Origin of the sequence: Amycolatopsis viridis (assembly GCF_011758765.1) — a bacterium.
In the GTDB taxonomy this organism is placed as follows: domain Bacteria; phylum Actinomycetota; class Actinomycetes; order Mycobacteriales; family Pseudonocardiaceae; genus Amycolatopsis_E; species Amycolatopsis_E viridis.
Genome location: NZ_JAANOU010000001.1, coordinates 3,971,171 through 3,985,578 on the forward strand (window position 1 = coordinate 3,971,171; position 14,408 = coordinate 3,985,578).

The window sequence follows — 14,408 nt, forward strand, 5'->3', positions numbered from 1 at the left end:
CATCGATGTGAAGGTCAACCGGCAGTGAGGAGGAGCACATGCGCATCGGTGAGTTGTCGGAGCGCACCGAGACGCCCCGGCGCCTGCTGCGCTACTACGAGGAGCAGGGCCTGATCGTCTCCCGCCGGTTGCCGAACGGCTACCGCGACTACGAGGAGTACAACGTCGACCGGGTCCTGCAGATCCGCGGCCTCCTCGACGCGGGCCTGCCCACCCGCATCATCAAACAGATCCTGCCGTGCCTGAACAAGCCCCGCACGATCTACTTCCCGGACGCCACGCCGGAGATGCTGGCGACGCTGGAGTGCGAGCTCGACCGGATGACCCGGCGGATCGACTGCCTGACCCGCAACCGGGATGCGATCGCCGAATACCTCGACATCGTGCGCCAGGGCGCTCAGCCGGACGTGGCCTGAGCGGCGCGCAACAGGCGCAACTGCCCGATCTCGGCGGCGTTCTTCATCAGTTCCGCGTTGACCCAGGCGGCCTGGTGGGCCACCGTGAGCCCGGCGTCCGCGGGCCACGGGTACGCGGCTGGAGCGTCCGGATCGGACAGTGCGCCGAGGACGCCCGCCCACTCGGCGGCGAGCTCGCGCAACCAGGCCCCGGCGTGCTCGTCGCCGGGCCAGCCGACCGCCTCACGCTCGCGGGGTGGCCGGCCGTGCGCGTGGTCCAGGACGGCGGTCCACCACCAGCCGACGTGCCAGGTGAGCCACGCCATGGTCGGCACCGGCACCGGGTCGGGTTCGGTGTCCGCCCAGTCGATGGTCCAGGTGTCCCCGGCCCGCCGCACGTGCCAGGTCAGCGGGCCGGGCTCCCAGCGGAAGTCCTCGGGCGTGAGCAGGTTCAGGTGCAGGTCGGCGAGCGACCAGGTGAGGTCGAATTGCCAGCGCAGGAGGGACACCCGGCCGATCATGCCGGTGGACGCGCGGGCCGCCAACGGGATTTTCCGCACGTACACTCGCGGGGGTGCGGACACGACCGACCCTGAGCTGGACGCCGGCGGGCGAGCCACTGCCACGCACCACCAGCCTGGACGACGTGGTCCGCCTCACCGGGGCGGGCGGGGTCGTCGTGCTCAGCGGCGCCGGGTTGTCCACCGAATCGGGGATCCCGGATTACCGCGGCGCGACCGGCAGTCTGCGCCGGCACACGCCGATGACCTACCAGGAGTTCGTCGCCGCCGAGCACGCCCGGCGCCGGTACTGGGCGCGCAGCCACCTCGGCTGGCGCACCATCGCGCGGGCACGCCCCAACGAGGGGCACCGCGCGGTGGCGGCGCTGCAGGCCGCGGGGCTGGTCGCGGGCGTGATCACGCAGAACGTGGACGGCCTGCACCAGGCGGGCGGAACTCCGGACGTGGTCGAGCTGCACGGCAGCCTCGACCGCGTGGTGTGCCTGTCCTGCGGCGCGCGGTCGCCCCGGGAGGAGCTGGACCGCCGCCTGCACGAGGCGAACCCGGATTTCACCGCGACCGCCGGCCGGATCAACCCGGACGGGGACGTCGAGCTGCCGGAGACGGCCGTGCACGGTTTCCGGGTGGTGCCGTGCCTGCGGTGCGGGGGCGTGCTGAAGCCGGACGTGGTGTTCTTCGGGGAGAACGTCGAACCGTCCCGTGTGGACCGTTGCTACCGCCTGGTGGACACGGCGTCCGCGCTGCTGGTGCTCGGCTCGTCCCTGACCGTCATGTCGGGCCTGCGGTTCGTCCGCCGCGCCGCCGAAGCCGGCACACCCGTCGCGATCGTGAACCAGGGGCCGACCCGCGGCGACAAGTACGCCGCCGTCCGTGTCGACCTGCCGCTGGGGCGGGCGCTCACGGCACTGGTGGACCGGCTCGGCGCCCGCCCGTCGCGCTACAGGTAGGGCCGGGTGATGATCTCGATCGCGTGCCCGGCGGGGTCCTTGAAGTAGACGCCCCGCCCGCCGTGTTCGGTGTTGGTCTCACCGGGCCGCCGCATCTGCGGGTCGGCCCAGTGCTCGATGCCCTGCTCGACGAGGCGGCCGTAGGCGCGGTCGAACAGGTCGTCGTCGACCAGGAAGGCGTAGTGCTGCATCTGGATGTCCACCGGCGGTTCGGCGAACTGGAGGATCACGCCTTCGTCGAGCAGGACGTTGACGAACGGCCCCCACGACGGGGCCTCCGGGAGTTCGAACAGCTCCCGGAAGAAGCGCGCCGACGCGTGCCGGTCCTTGCTGGCGATGATGGTGTGGTTGAAGGTGACGGTCATGGATTTCCTCGCGGACGATGGTGTGGACGGGGGGCTGGGAGCACTCCGCTCCCGGCGGTCCACGCGTCGCGATCAGCCCGCCACCGGGTCGCCTTCCCGTGTGTGGCGCGCGGCCGTCCCGGTGATCACGGGCCCAGTCTAGGCATCGACGAGCGAGCGGCGCAACGAGGATGCGCTACCGCGGTCCGGGGGTGGCAAACACGACGCCCGGAGCGGCAAACACGACGCGCGGGGCGGCAAACACGACGCGCGGAGCGGCGAACACGCCATCCGGAGCGGCGAACACGACGCGCGGGGCGGCGAACACAGCGCGCGGAGCGGCGAACACGACGCCCGGAGCGGCGAACACGGGTCCGCTTAGGACTGTCGGGGCGCCGTTTCCAGCGGCACCGCGGCCGAGCGCACCAGGCCCAGCTGCACCGTCTGGCGACCGAGCGTCGCGTCCAGGGCCCAGTCCACCGCCGTGCGCACCCGGTTCCCCGGCATCGCCATCAGGTGGTACCCCCGGGTCACGGCCTTCGCCGGCAGGCCCGACATCGGGATGTGCAACGGATTGGCCGCGGCCTGCGCGCCGCCGAGGTCGACCACGAACCCCAGATCGTGGTGCCGGTACTCGCGCATCTCACCGTGCCCGAGCGTGGCCGCCAGGTTGTGCCCGGCCAGCGTGCCCTGGCGCGTGGCGTGCTGGGCCGTCATCGCCGTCACCTCGCCGGGCCGGGTCAGGTCCGGCACGGCCGCGGCGTCCCCGCAGGCGAACACCTCGGAGTGGCCCGGCACGACCAGGGTGGGCTCGACGCACAGCCGCCCGCGCTGGGTGGCCACCCCCGCGGACTCCACCAGCGGGTCGGGACGCACGCCGACGCACCACACCAGGGTCCGGGACGGCACGAACTCACCGGTCGTCAGCAGCACACCCCCGGTCGCCGCCTCCTTGACCGACGTCCCGGTCATGATCTCGACACCGCGGCGCCGGAGCACGCGGTCAGCGGCGCGCGACAGCCGCCGGTCGAGTTCGGGCAGCACCTTCGGCGCCAGGTCGAGCAACAACCAGCGCATGCGCTGTCCCGCCAGCTCCCGGTGGTGCCGGGCGATCGCGGCGGTGAACAGCGGGCCCTGCGCAGCCACCTCGGTGCCGGTGTACCCGGCGCCGACCACGACGAAGGTGCAGCGCGCGTCCCGCTCGACCGGGTCGTCCGCGGCCGCCGCCAGCTCGACCTGGCGGATCACGTGATCGCGCAGGTACAGCGCCTCCGGCACGCTGCGGAACCCGTGCGCGTGCTCCGCGATGCCCGGGATGGGCAGCAGCTTGTTGACGCTGCCGACCGCGACGATCAGCCGGTCGTAGTCGAGCGCCCGGGAGGTGCCCTCGGGGTCCACGTACGTCAGCTTGCGTTCGTCCAGCATCAGCGCGGTCACCTCGCCGAGGGCGAGACGGACCCCGGGCAGCGCCGCGGGCAGCGATACCGTGACACGCCGCGGGTCGATCACCGCGGCAGACACCTCGGGCAGCAGCGGCAGGTACAGGAAGTAGTCGGTCCGGTTGACCAGCACGATCTCCGCGCCGGAGTCCGGCGGGAGCGTCTTGAGCAGCGCCCGGGCCGCGGAGAACCCGGCGAACCCGCCGCCGACGATCACGATGCGGGTGCGTTCGGACATGACGCCTCCCCGGGGTCAGGGCACGATCGAATCCACGTATCCGCCGTCCACCCGCACCGCGGCGCCCGTGGTCGCCGACGCCTGCGGCGAGCTGAGGTAGACGACCATGTTCGCGATCTCCTCCGGCTCGATCAGGCGCTGCAGCAGCGACTGCGGCCGGTGCGTGCGCATGAACTCCCGCTGCGCCTCGTCCCAGGGCAGGCCGCGGTCGACCAGTTCGTAGACGAAGTCCTCGACGCCGCCGGTGTGCGTGGGCCCGGCGATCACCGCGTTCACGGTCACGCCGGTGCCTGCCGCGGCCTTGGCGAACCCGCGGGAGACGCCCAGCAGAGCCGTTTTCGACATGCCGTAGTGGATCATCTCGGCGGGGATGACGATCGCCGAATCGCTCGCGATGTACTGGATGCGGCCCCAGCCCTGCTCGGTCATGCGCGGCAGGTAGGCGCGCGTCAGCCGGACCGCGGCGAGCACGTTCACTTCGAAGTACCGGCGCCACTCGTCGTCGCTGATCTCCAACGGGTCCGCGGCGCCGAACACCCCCAGGTTGTTGACCAGGATGTCGGTGCGCGGCAGCTGCTCCACCACTTCGCGCCCGCCCTGCTCGCTCACGATGTCCGCGACCACCGGCACCACCTGCGCATCCGGCACCTCGGCCGTGAGCTGCTCGACGGCCTTCGCCACCGTGTCGGCGCGGCGGCCGTTGACGGCGACCCGCGCCCCCGCCCGCGCCAGCCCGAGCGCGATCGCCGCACCGATCCCCTGCGTGGAACCGGTGACCAGGGCCGTTTTCCCGGTGAGGTCGAGCTGCATCGGTCACCCCCTACCTCCGCGATGGTAGGGGCGCTCGCGCAGCGTCGCAGGGTCACCGCCGCCCAGTCGGGCACGCATCCGGCCCGCCGAGCCGGCGGATCCGCTCACCCCGGTACGCCGTGTTCACCACTCCGGTCGCCGTGTTCACCGCTCGGGGCAGCGTGTTCGCCACTCCCGTCGCCGTGTTCACCACTCCCGTCGCCGTGTTCGCCGCTCCGGTCGTCGTGTTCGCCGCCCCCGGCCGTGTGTTCACCGCTGGGGGCAGCGTGTTCACCGTCGCGTGCAGTGGGTTGGCCGCCCGGGCGGCGTGTTCACCGCACCGGGTGACGTGTCCGACCCGGCGGGTCGAGCGCGGCGCCCGGGGTCGTCCGGCGCCGTTACGCCGGCGCGCAGTTCCAGCAGGCCGGGGTTCGCGGCACCGCGGCGGGCCGCCGCGCCGGCGTCAGGGCGACACCAGCAGCACGTGCAGCGTCCGCGGCCCGTGCACGCCCTCGACGCGGTCCAGCTCGATGTCGCTCGTCGCGCTGGGGCCGCTGATCCAGGTCTGCGGGCGGTCCGGCGACAACGCGGCCACGGCCTGCGGCACGCCGGGCACGATCTGGTCGGTGCGCAGCACGCACACGTGCAGGTCGGGCACCAGGCTCACCGCCCGCCGCCCCTGGCCGGGCCCGTGGTCCAGCACGATCGTGCCGGTGGTGGCGATCGCCAGTGCCGCCAGCGTCACCACGGCGTCCAGCCGGTCCAGCTCGACCGGTGTCTGCCCGGTGTCGGCCACCGCACCCGGCACCTGCCACGGGAACCCGTCCGGCACCAGCACCGCCGACGCCGGGCCCAGCGCGGCCGCCAGGGCCGCCGGCACCGAGTCCGGGGTGCAGCGGGTCAGCTCGGCCCGGTAGTCCACCAGCCGCTCGGCGAACAGCGCCACGATGTCCCCGGGCGGCACCGCGGTGCGGTAGTCCCGGGGAACCGGCGATTCGGTGCGGTCGGCCGAAGCCAGCGCGGACCGCACCCGGCCGAGGATCTCCTCGCGCGCGCTCATCGCCGGCCCTCCCGCCGCCACCGGGCGCGGAACGACTCCGCCGGTGGCGCCGGCACGTCCCGCGCGTTGCTCCACAGCGAACCCGGCCACGGCAGCCGGCCCAGGGCACGGCGCCCACCCGGCATCACCTTGCGGCCCAGGCGGTTCAGCACCCGCCCGGCCACGCCCATACCGCGCTCGGCCCAGCTCAGGCGACGCGCGCCGGACAGCACCCAGGCCGCCGACTTCATCGCGACCGCCTCACCCTTCGGCGGGCCCGCGCGGTGCGCATCGACCACTTGGGACCGCAGGTGCACGAGCACCTCCGGGATGTCGATGCGCACCGGGCACACTTCGAAACACGCGCCGCACAGGCTGGAGGCGTAGGGCAGCGAGTCGGTCTGCTCGTCCACGCCGACCCCGCGCAGCAGCGGGTTCAGGATCGCCCCGATCGGGCCCGGGTACACCGAGCCGTAGGCGTGCCCGCCGGTGCGCTCGTAGACCGGGCACACGTTCAGGCAGGCCGAGCACCGGATGCAGCGCAGCGCCTGCCGCCCCACCTCGTCGGCCAGGGCGCGGGTGCGGCCGTTGTCCAGCAGCACCACGTGCGCCTCCTGGCCTTCGGTGCCGCCCGACCACATCGAGGTGTAGGGGTTCATCCGCTCCCCGGTGCTCGACCGCGGCAGCAGTTGCAGGAACACGTCCAGATCGGACCAGGCAGGCAGGATCTTCTCGATCCCGACCACCGACACCAGCACCTCGGGCAGCGTCAGGCACATCCGCCCGTTGCCCTCGGACTCGACCACGACGAGCGTCCCGGTCTCGGCGATCGCGAAGTTCGCCCCGGACACCGCCACCTTCGCGCGGAGGAACTTCTCCCGCAGGTGCAGCCGCGCCGCCGCGGCCAGTTCCCGCGGCACGTCGGACAGGTTCTCCGGCGCCGGACGCCCGGCCGCGGCCATCCGCTCGCGGAAGATCTCCCGGATCTCCGCGCGGTTGCGGTGGATCGCCGGCACCAGGATGTGCGACGGCAGGTCGTCGCCGAGCTGCACGATCAGCTCGGCCAGGTCGGTCTCCCACGCGGTGATGCCGTGCGCGGCGAGTGCCTCGTTGAGCCCGATCTCCTGCGTCGCCATCGACTTGACCTTGACGACCTCGTCGGCGTCGTGCTGCCGGGCGATCGAGGCGACGATCTCGCACGCCTCGGCCGCGTCGCGCGCCCAGTGCACCGTGGCGCCCCGCTCGGTCAGCGACCTCTCCAGCCGCAGCAGGTGCTCGTCGAGGTGGTGCAGCACGTTGTCCTTGATCGCCGCGCCCGCCAGGCGCAGCTCCTCCCACTCGTCCACCTCGCCGACCACCGCGGCCCGCTTCGCGCGGATCGTGCTGGTGGCGTGCGCGAGGTTGCGGCGCAGCTGGGCGTCCGACAACGCCTCCCGCGCCGCGGCCGGGAAGGCCGGCATCCCCACGAAAGTCCCGCTCATGCGTCCTCCGTCCGGGCCAGAACCTCGGCCAGGTGCATCACGCGCACCCCGGTGCGCTGCCGCGACAGCAGCCCGCCGATGTGCAGCAGGCACGAGTTGTCCCCGGCGACCAGCACCTCGGCGCCGGTGCCGAGCACGTGCCGCGCCTTGTCCGCGCCCATCGCGGTCGAGGTTTCCGCGTTCTTCACCGCGAACGTGCCGCCGAACCCGCAGCACTCGTTCGCGGCGGGCAGCTCCACCAGGTCGATCCCGCGCACCGCGCGCAACAGCCGCAGCGGCCGGTCGCCGACCCCGAGCATCCGCAGCGAGTGGCAGGTCGGGTGGTAGGTGACGCGGTGCGGGAAGTAGGCGCCCACGTCGGTCACACCGAGCACGTCGACCAGGAACTCGGTCAGCTCGTACACCTTCGGCGACGTTTGCGCCACCGCCTCGGCCAGCCGGTCGTCCCCGCTGCGCCGCGCGACCATCGCGTGCTGGTGCCGCACCGACCCGGCGCACGAACCGGACGGGGTGACGATCGCGTCGTACCCGGCGAAGGCGTCGACGAAGTTGCGGACCACCGGCACGGCCTCGTCGAGGTAACCGGTGTTGACCATCGGCTGCGCGCAGCAGGTCTGCGCCGCCGGGAAGTCCGCCGCCACCCCGAGCCGCCGCAACAGCGTGAACACCGCTTCGCCGGTGTCCGGGAACATCGCGTCGTTGATGCAGGTGACCTGCACGGCGACCCTCATGCCACCACCCCCGGATCGATCCGTGCCGCCGCCCCGGCCCAGTCCGCCGCGTCGCCGGCCGGTTCGTAGCGGCGCAGTTCGTGCGTCGCCCGGATCAGGGCCCGCATCGCCGCCAGGTCCGGCAGGTCCGCGCCCAGTGCCCGGGCCTGGACGAGCACGTTGCCCAGCGCGGCGGCCTCGACCGGCCCGGCCAGCACCGGCACGCCACAGGCGTCGGCGGTCAGCTGGCACAGCAGCTCGTTACGTGCGCCGCCGCCGACGACGTGCACGACGTCGACCGGCCGCCCGGTCAGCTCGGACGCCTGGCGCACGGTCCGGCGATAGGCGAGCGCGAGGCTGTCGAGCACGCACCGGGCGATCTCCCCCGGCGTCTCCGGCACGCGCTGACCGGTGTCCGCGCACACCTGCCGGATCCGCGCGGGCATGTCCCCGGGCGGTAAGAACACCGGCGCGTCGATGTCCACGACCGCGGACAACGCCGGCACCCCGGCGGCCTGCGCCAGCACCTCCGACAGCGGCACCGGTGTGCCCCGCGCCTGCCACGTGCGCAACGACTCCGACAGCACCCACAGGCCCGTCACGTTGCGCAGGAACCGGATCGTGCCGTCGACTCCGGCCTCGTTGGTGAAGTTCGCGGCCCGCGCCGCATCGCCCAGCTCGGGGGCCTCCAGCTCCAGGCCGACCAGCGACCAGGTGCCGGAGGAGATGTAGGCGAAGTTCGTGCCCGGCTCGGCCGGCACCCCCACCACGGCCGACGCCGTGTCGTGCGAGCCGACCGCGACCACCGGCAGCTCCGGCAGCGCCAGTTCGGCGGCCAGGTCGGGCCGCAGCGTGCCGACCACGGTGCCGGGGTCGTGCAGCGGCGGCAGCAACCGGTGCGGGATGCCGAGCCGCTCGGCCAGCCCGGTCGCCCAGTCCCGCGACCGCACGTCGTAGAGCTGGGTGGTGGAGGCGTTGGTGCGCTCGGCCCCGCGCGCCCCGGTCAGCCAGTAGTTCAGCAGGTCCGGGATCAGCAGCATCGTCTCGGCGGATCGCAGGTCGTGCTCGGCCAGCAGCTGGTACAGCGTGTTGAACGGCAGCTGCTGCAAACCGGTGATGCCGAACAGCTCGCGTGCCGGGACGGTCTCCAGCACCCGCTCGGGAATGCCCGCGGTACGGGAGTCGCGGTAGTTCACGGGGTTGCCCAGCAGCGCGCCCGAGGCGTCGAGCAACCCGTAGTCCACAGCCCAGGAGTCTATGCCGATACCGGCCAGTTCACCGTCCCGATGCGCGGCCCGGATGCCGGTCAGCACCTCCCGGTACAGGCCGAGGACGTCCCAGTGCAGGGTCGAGCCCCCGGCGCGAGCGACCCGGACGCCGCCGTTGGGAAACCGGTGCACCTCCGCCACCGACAGCACCCCGGGGCCGACCGTGCCGGCCATGACCCGCCCGCTGGAGGCCCCCAGGTCGGCAGCCGCCAGCCGCATCACACCCGCACCACGCGCAGCTCGAGGCCGAGCAGGTCGGCCACCGCCGTCAGCTCCGGCACCCGGTGCCCGACGCCCAGCGCCCAGTGGTGGTCGACGCCGGTGCCCGACCAGGCGTCGGTCCACTCCCCCGGGTCGCACCCGAAGTCCACCCGGGAGGTGGTGTTGCCGATCTCCAGCAGCGGGCCGGGCACGACCGCACCCTCGGACGCGACCAGCGAGAACGTGCCGTCCCGGTCCTGCCCGAGGCCGAGCAGGGTGACCGGGCCGTGCCGGACGTCGAACTCGACCGACACGCCCCAGCCGCGCTTGCCGTGGTAGACGCCCAGGCCGCGCAGCAACGGCTTGCGGGCGCTGATCGCCAGGTGCGCCGGGCCGTCGTGACCCATTTCGACCACGTTGTCCCGGAAGTTGAGCGCCTGCAGCTCGGTGAACGAGCCACCCGCACCGAGCCGGTCCATGATCAGCATCGCCAGGGAGTTGCGCAGCTCGTACTCGCCCGCCGCCGGGATGCCGCGCGCGGTGAGCAGCGACGCGCCGAGGATGAACCCGGCGCCGACGCGCTCGTGGGTCTCGCCGTCCAGCCCGCGGTGGTAGTAGGCCAGGGAGTCCAGCGCGAAGTCCTCGACGAGCCGGTCCAGCGCCACCGACACCTTCGCGCCCCAGGCGAAGTCGTCCTCGACGACCGAGTCGTCCACGTCGAAGATCTCCCGCGCCAGGTCCATCCGCGCGCGGGTTTCGGCGTCGGTGACCTGCTCCACCCGCACCCGCAGGTCGTCGATCTCCAGGATCTCCACGTGCCCGCCGAGCTGCGCGGACACCAGGGTCGGGTCGGTGGCGACGTCCATCATGCCCGGGTAGAGGTGGCCGAGCAGGCCGTGCCGCCCGTGCCGCAGCGCCGCACGCACCCCGGCCGCGGCGATCCACCGCTCGATGCGGGTCCACGCCCGCTCGTCCTCCAGGTACCCGGACACCGACCGGAACTCGACGCCGGCGCGGCGGAAGGCGTTGGCCATCTCCGGCAGCGGGCAGGCGCCGCAGTAGGCCAGCCACGCGCCGGTGTCGAAGGTCGCGTGGTCCATCGCCTCGGTCGGCTGCAGGTTGAGCAGCAGCACGGGTGCGCCGCTGCGCTGCGCGACCGGCACCAGAATGCTGGACGTGAGGTACGTGGTGAGGAAGCCGATGATCACGTCGCAGTCGGCGACCCGCAGCTCCTCCGCCGCGGCCGCGCCCTCCCGAGCGTCCGACACGAATCCGGCGTCCACCACCTCGCAGTCCAAACCGGACAGACGCTCGGCCACGCGCCGTGCCGACGCCTGCAACTGCGGCAACAGCTGGGGGAACTGCGGCCAGTACGCGCCGAGGCCACCGGCGACGAGGCCGACGCGGGTGCGCCGCGGCGTGATCCGCTCCAGGGTCATGTGTCCCAGTCCTTTCCCGCGTCAGCGGAGGAACGCGGCCGCGACACCCGCGTCGACGGGCACGTGCAGGCCGGTGGTGTGGGTCAGGTCGCCGCCGGTGAGCGCGAACACCGCCGCAGCGACGTGCTCGGGCAGCACCTCGCGCTTGAGGATGGTGCGCTGGGCGTAGAACTTGCCCAGGTCCTCCTCCGGCACACCGTAGACGGCGGCCCGCTGCGCGCCCCAGCCCCCGGCGAAGATCCCGGAGCCGCGCACCACCCCGTCGGGGTTGACGCCGTTGACGCGGATGCCGTGCTCGCCCAGCTCGGCCGCCAGCAGCCGCACCTGGTGCGCCTGGTCGGCCTTGGCCGCGCCGTAGGCGACGTTGTTCGGGCCGGCGAACACCGAGTTCTTCGACGAGATGTAGACGATGTCGCCGCCGAGACCCTGCGCGATCATCGCCTTCGCCGCGGCCCGCGACACCAGGAACGAGCCCTTGGCCATCACGTCGTGCTGGAAGTCCCAGTCCTTCTCGGTGGTCTCCAGCAGCGGCTTCGAAATGGACAGACCGGCGTTGTTGACCACCAGGTCGATACCGCCGAACGCGAGCACGGTCGCGTCGACCGCGGCGGACACCGCGTCGGCGTCGGTCACGTTCGCAACCACGGAGACCGCCCGGTCGGTGCCGCCGATGCTCCGCGCGACCTCCTCGGCCGCGTCGCCGTTGAGGTCGGCGATCGCGACGCACGCGCCCTCGGCGGCGAGCCGTTCGGCGATGGCGCGGCCGATGCCCGAGCCCGCGCCGGTGACCAGCGCGACCCGGCCCGCGAGCGGCTTCGGCTTGGGCATCCGCTGGAGCTTGGCCTCCTCCAGCGCCCAGTACTCGATGCGGAACTTCTCGCTCTCCGGGATCGGCGCGTAGCGGGACACCGCCTCGGCGCCGCGCATCACGTTGATCGCGTTGACGTAGAACTCGCCCGCGACGCGCGCGGTCTGCTTGTCCTTGCCGAAGGAGAACATGCCCACGCCGGGCACGAGCACGATCGCCGGGTCGGCACCGCGCATCGCGGGACTGTCCGGCGTGGCGTGCCGCTCGTAGTAGGCGCGGTAGTCGGCGCGGTAGGCGGCGTGCAGCTCGGTCAGCCGTGCGACGACGTCCGCCAGCGGCGCGGTGCCCGGCAGGTCGACCACCAGCGGGCGGACCTTGGTGCGCAGGAAGTGGTCCGGGCACGAGGTGCCCAGCGCGGCGAGCGGTTGCAGCTTCTCCCGGGACAGGAAGTCCAGCACCACGTCGCTGTCGGTGTAGTGCCCGACCTGGCGCTGGTCGGTCGAGGCGAGGCCGCGGATCACCGGCGCGAGCGCGGCGGCCCGCGCACGGCGCTCCTCCGCCGGCAACGGCTCGAAGCCCGGCACCACCGGGCCGAACGGCTCGGCCCTGCCCCGCTCGGCGAGGAACTCCTCGGCGGTGCGGATGATCTCCAGGGAATTCTGCCGGCACTCTTCCGAGGTGGAGCCCCACGCGGTGATGCCGTGGCCACCGAGGATCACGCCGATCGCCTGCGGGTTGGCCTTCTTGACGGCCGCGATGTCCAGGCCGAGCTGGAACCCGGGGCGGCGCCAGTCGACCCACACCACGCGGTCGCCGAAGCACTCCTTGGTCAGCGCCGGACCGTCGGCGGCGGTGGCCAGCGCGATACCCGAGTCCGGGTGCAGGTGGTCCACGTGCGTGGCGTCGACCAGGCCGTGCATCGCCGTGTCGATCGACGGCGCGGCGCCACCGCGGCCGTGCAGGCAGTAGTCGAACGCGGCGACCATCTCGTCCTCGCGCTCGACACCGGGGTAGACGCCGGCCAGCGCGCGCAGGCGGTCCAGCCGCAGCACGGCCAGCCCGGCCTCGGTCAGCGTGCCCAGATCACCCCCGGATCCCTTGACCCACAGCAGTTCCGTGGGCTGCCCGGTGACCGGGTCGGTCTCGCTGCCCTTGGCGGAGGTGTTGCCCCCGGCGTAGTTGGTGTTGCGCGGGTCCGCACCCAGGGCGTTGCTGCGCCGGATGAGTTCGGCGGCGGGATTGTTCGTCATGGTGGTTCAGGCCCCCCAGCCGGCCTGCCGGCCGTCGGCTCGTTCGGCGACGATCTTGTCCTGGTACCCGCTGCGGTGGTAGGCCGCGATCGGGTCCGGGTCCAGCCCGGACTCCTCCCGCAGCTCGGCCAGCAGCGGCCGCACGTCGGTGTTGTAGGCGTCCATCAGCACCGCGTTGGCGCCGAGCACGTCACCCGCCTGCTGGGCGGCGAACAGGGCGTCCCGGTCGACCAGCAGGGCCTTCGCGGTGGCCTCCTGCACGTTGAGCACCGAGCGGATGATGGCGGGGATCTTCGCCTCGATGTTGTGGCACTGGTCGAGCATGAAGTTGATACCGGCGGACGGGTCGAGCGCGTCCGCACGCACGATCTCCCACATGATGCGGAACAGCTGGAACGGGTCGGCGGCGCCGGCCATCAGGTCGTCATCGGCGTAGAAGCGCGAGTTGAAGTCGAACGCACCGAGCTTGCCCTGCCGCAGCAGGAACGCCACGATGAACTCGATGTTGGTGCCGGGCGCGTGGTGGCCGGTGTCGATGCAGACCGTGGCCTTCGGGCCGAGCTCGACGCAGTGCGCGTAGGAGGTGCCCCAGTCCGGGATGTCGGTGGCGTAGAAGGCCGGTTCGAACAGCTTGTACTCCAGCAGGATCCGCTGGTCCGCGCCGAGCCGGTCGTAGGCTTCGCGCAGCGCCGCGGCGAGCCGGTCCTGGCGGCTGCGCAGGTCGTCCTGGCCGGGGTAGTTGATGCCGTCGGAGAACCACAGCTTCAGGTCCCGCGAGCCCGTGACGTCCATGATGTCGATCGCCTCGAGCAGGTGATCGGTGGCCTTGCGGCGGATCGCCGGGTCCGGGTTGGTGACCGAGCCGAGCTTGTAGTCCTCGTCCTGGAAGACGTTGGTGTTGATCGCCCCGATGGCGATGCCGAGATCGTTGGCGTAGCGGGACAGCGCCCCGAAGTCGCCGACCCGGTCCCACGGGATGTGCAGGGCCACGGTGGGCGCGATACCGGTCAGCTCGTGCACCTTCGCCGCGTCGGCGATCTTCTCCTCCGGGGTGCGGGGGACGCCGGGCTGCGGGAACACCTTGAACCGGGTGCCGGAGTTGGCGAAGGCCCACGACGGCGTCTCGATCCGCTGTGCCCGCAGGGCTTCTTTCACGGCGGTCAGGTCGGACAACGGGATCACTTTCCTTCCAGGTGGAAGACCTCGGTGAGCAGCTGGAACCCCTCGTCGGGACCGCGGCCGCCGAGGCCGGTGAAGAACTCGGCCATCTCGGCCTGCCAGCGGGCGTTGACGTCGGTGCGCGCCATCGCCGCCTGCGCGGCTTCGAGATCATCGGCCTCGACGTAGCCGATCAGCAGGCCGTCGTCGCGCAGGAACAGCGAATAGTTGCGCCACCCGCTGTCGGTCAGCGCCTGCCGCATCTCCGGCCACACCGCGCGGTGCCGCTCGGTGTACTCGGCCGTCCGCTCGGGTTTGACCTGCAGGCAGAAGCAGTATCGGGCCATGGGTTCGTCCCTCGGTGGAAACCCGGCCGGGCCG

At 72.7% G+C, this 14,408-nt stretch carries 14 protein-coding genes; 2 read left to right on the forward strand and 12 right to left on the reverse strand.

Annotation, left to right across the window (positions count from 1 at the left end; genetic code table 11):
* Positions 1–38: 38 nt before the first annotated feature.
* Entirely contained in the window at positions 39–416 is a 378-nt protein-coding gene (locus FHX46_RS19710; RefSeq protein WP_167097644.1) for a MerR family transcriptional regulator, read from the forward strand.
* Here FHX46_RS19710 and FHX46_RS19715 read toward each other — a convergent pair.
* Positions 398–904 (reverse strand): DinB family protein, encoded by a 507-nt coding sequence (locus FHX46_RS19715; protein ID WP_313886197.1) that lies wholly within the window; start codon positions 902–904, stop codon positions 398–400. The two genes, FHX46_RS19710 and FHX46_RS19715, sit on opposite strands and share 19 nt — an antisense overlap.
* Positions 905–969: 65 nt before the next feature.
* Between FHX46_RS19715 and FHX46_RS19720 the strand changes: the two genes are divergently transcribed.
* Entirely contained in the window at positions 970–1,863 is an 894-nt protein-coding gene (locus FHX46_RS19720) for an NAD-dependent protein deacetylase (protein WP_167117151.1), read from the forward strand.
* On the opposite strand, the gene FHX46_RS19725 is transcribed toward FHX46_RS19720, so the two are convergent.
* The 11 genes from FHX46_RS19725 to FHX46_RS19775 all read right to left on the reverse strand — a co-directional run bounded on the left by FHX46_RS19725 (position 1,854) and on the right by FHX46_RS19775 (position 14,374).
* A complete protein-coding gene (locus FHX46_RS19725; protein WP_167117153.1) occupies positions 1,854–2,228 on the reverse strand; it encodes a VOC family protein in 375 nt (124 codons plus the stop codon). The genes FHX46_RS19720 and FHX46_RS19725 overlap by 10 nt on opposite strands.
* A gap of 357 nt (positions 2,229–2,585) precedes the next feature.
* Positions 2,586–3,884 carry an NAD(P)/FAD-dependent oxidoreductase gene (locus FHX46_RS19730; protein WP_167117156.1) on the reverse strand — a complete coding sequence of 433 codons (1,299 nt, stop codon included), beginning with the start codon at positions 3,882–3,884 and terminating at the stop codon, positions 2,586–2,588.
* A gap of 15 nt (positions 3,885–3,899) precedes the next feature.
* Positions 3,900–4,694, reverse strand: a complete 795-nt coding sequence (locus tag FHX46_RS19735; RefSeq protein WP_167117159.1) for an SDR family NAD(P)-dependent oxidoreductase — start codon at positions 4,692–4,694, stop codon at positions 3,900–3,902.
* A 442-nt stretch (positions 4,695–5,136) separates the two neighbouring features.
* Positions 5,137–5,733, reverse strand: a complete 597-nt coding sequence (locus tag FHX46_RS19740; RefSeq protein WP_167117162.1) for a LutC/YkgG family protein — start codon at positions 5,731–5,733, stop codon at positions 5,137–5,139.
* Positions 5,730–7,193: a lactate utilization protein B gene (locus tag FHX46_RS19745; protein WP_167117165.1), complete on the reverse strand. Its 1,464-nt coding sequence runs from the start codon at positions 7,191–7,193 to the stop codon at positions 5,730–5,732. The genes FHX46_RS19740 and FHX46_RS19745 overlap by 4 nt, the downstream gene beginning before the upstream one ends.
* Positions 7,190–7,924 carry a (Fe-S)-binding protein gene (locus FHX46_RS19750; RefSeq protein ID WP_167117168.1) on the reverse strand — a complete coding sequence of 245 codons (735 nt, stop codon included), beginning with the start codon at positions 7,922–7,924 and terminating at the stop codon, positions 7,190–7,192. Before FHX46_RS19750 ends, FHX46_RS19745 begins: the two co-directional genes overlap by 4 nt.
* Positions 7,921–9,390 carry a rhamnulokinase gene (locus tag FHX46_RS19755; protein ID WP_208400210.1) on the reverse strand — a complete coding sequence of 490 codons (1,470 nt, stop codon included), beginning with the start codon at positions 9,388–9,390 and terminating at the stop codon, positions 7,921–7,923. The genes FHX46_RS19750 and FHX46_RS19755 overlap by 4 nt, the downstream gene beginning before the upstream one ends.
* The gene (locus tag FHX46_RS19760) at positions 9,390–10,811 is read right to left on the reverse strand and encodes an L-fucose/L-arabinose isomerase family protein (RefSeq protein WP_167117171.1); all 1,422 of its coding nucleotides are present in this window, start codon (positions 10,809–10,811) and stop codon (positions 9,390–9,392) included. The genes FHX46_RS19755 and FHX46_RS19760 overlap by 1 nt, the downstream gene beginning before the upstream one ends.
* A gap of 21 nt (positions 10,812–10,832) precedes the next feature.
* On the reverse strand, positions 10,833–12,869 hold the full coding sequence (locus FHX46_RS19765) for a bifunctional aldolase/short-chain dehydrogenase (RefSeq protein ID WP_167117175.1): 2,037 nt from the start codon (positions 12,867–12,869) through the stop codon (positions 10,833–10,835).
* A 6-nt stretch (positions 12,870–12,875) separates the two neighbouring features.
* On the reverse strand, positions 12,876–14,051 hold the full coding sequence (gene rhaI, locus FHX46_RS19770) for an L-rhamnose isomerase (RefSeq protein ID WP_167117178.1): 1,176 nt from the start codon (positions 14,049–14,051) through the stop codon (positions 12,876–12,878).
* The gene (locus tag FHX46_RS19775; protein WP_167117181.1) at positions 14,048–14,374 is read right to left on the reverse strand and encodes an L-rhamnose mutarotase; all 327 of its coding nucleotides are present in this window, start codon (positions 14,372–14,374) and stop codon (positions 14,048–14,050) included. The genes rhaI and FHX46_RS19775 overlap by 4 nt, the downstream gene beginning before the upstream one ends.
* Positions 14,375–14,408 lie beyond the last annotated feature (34 nt).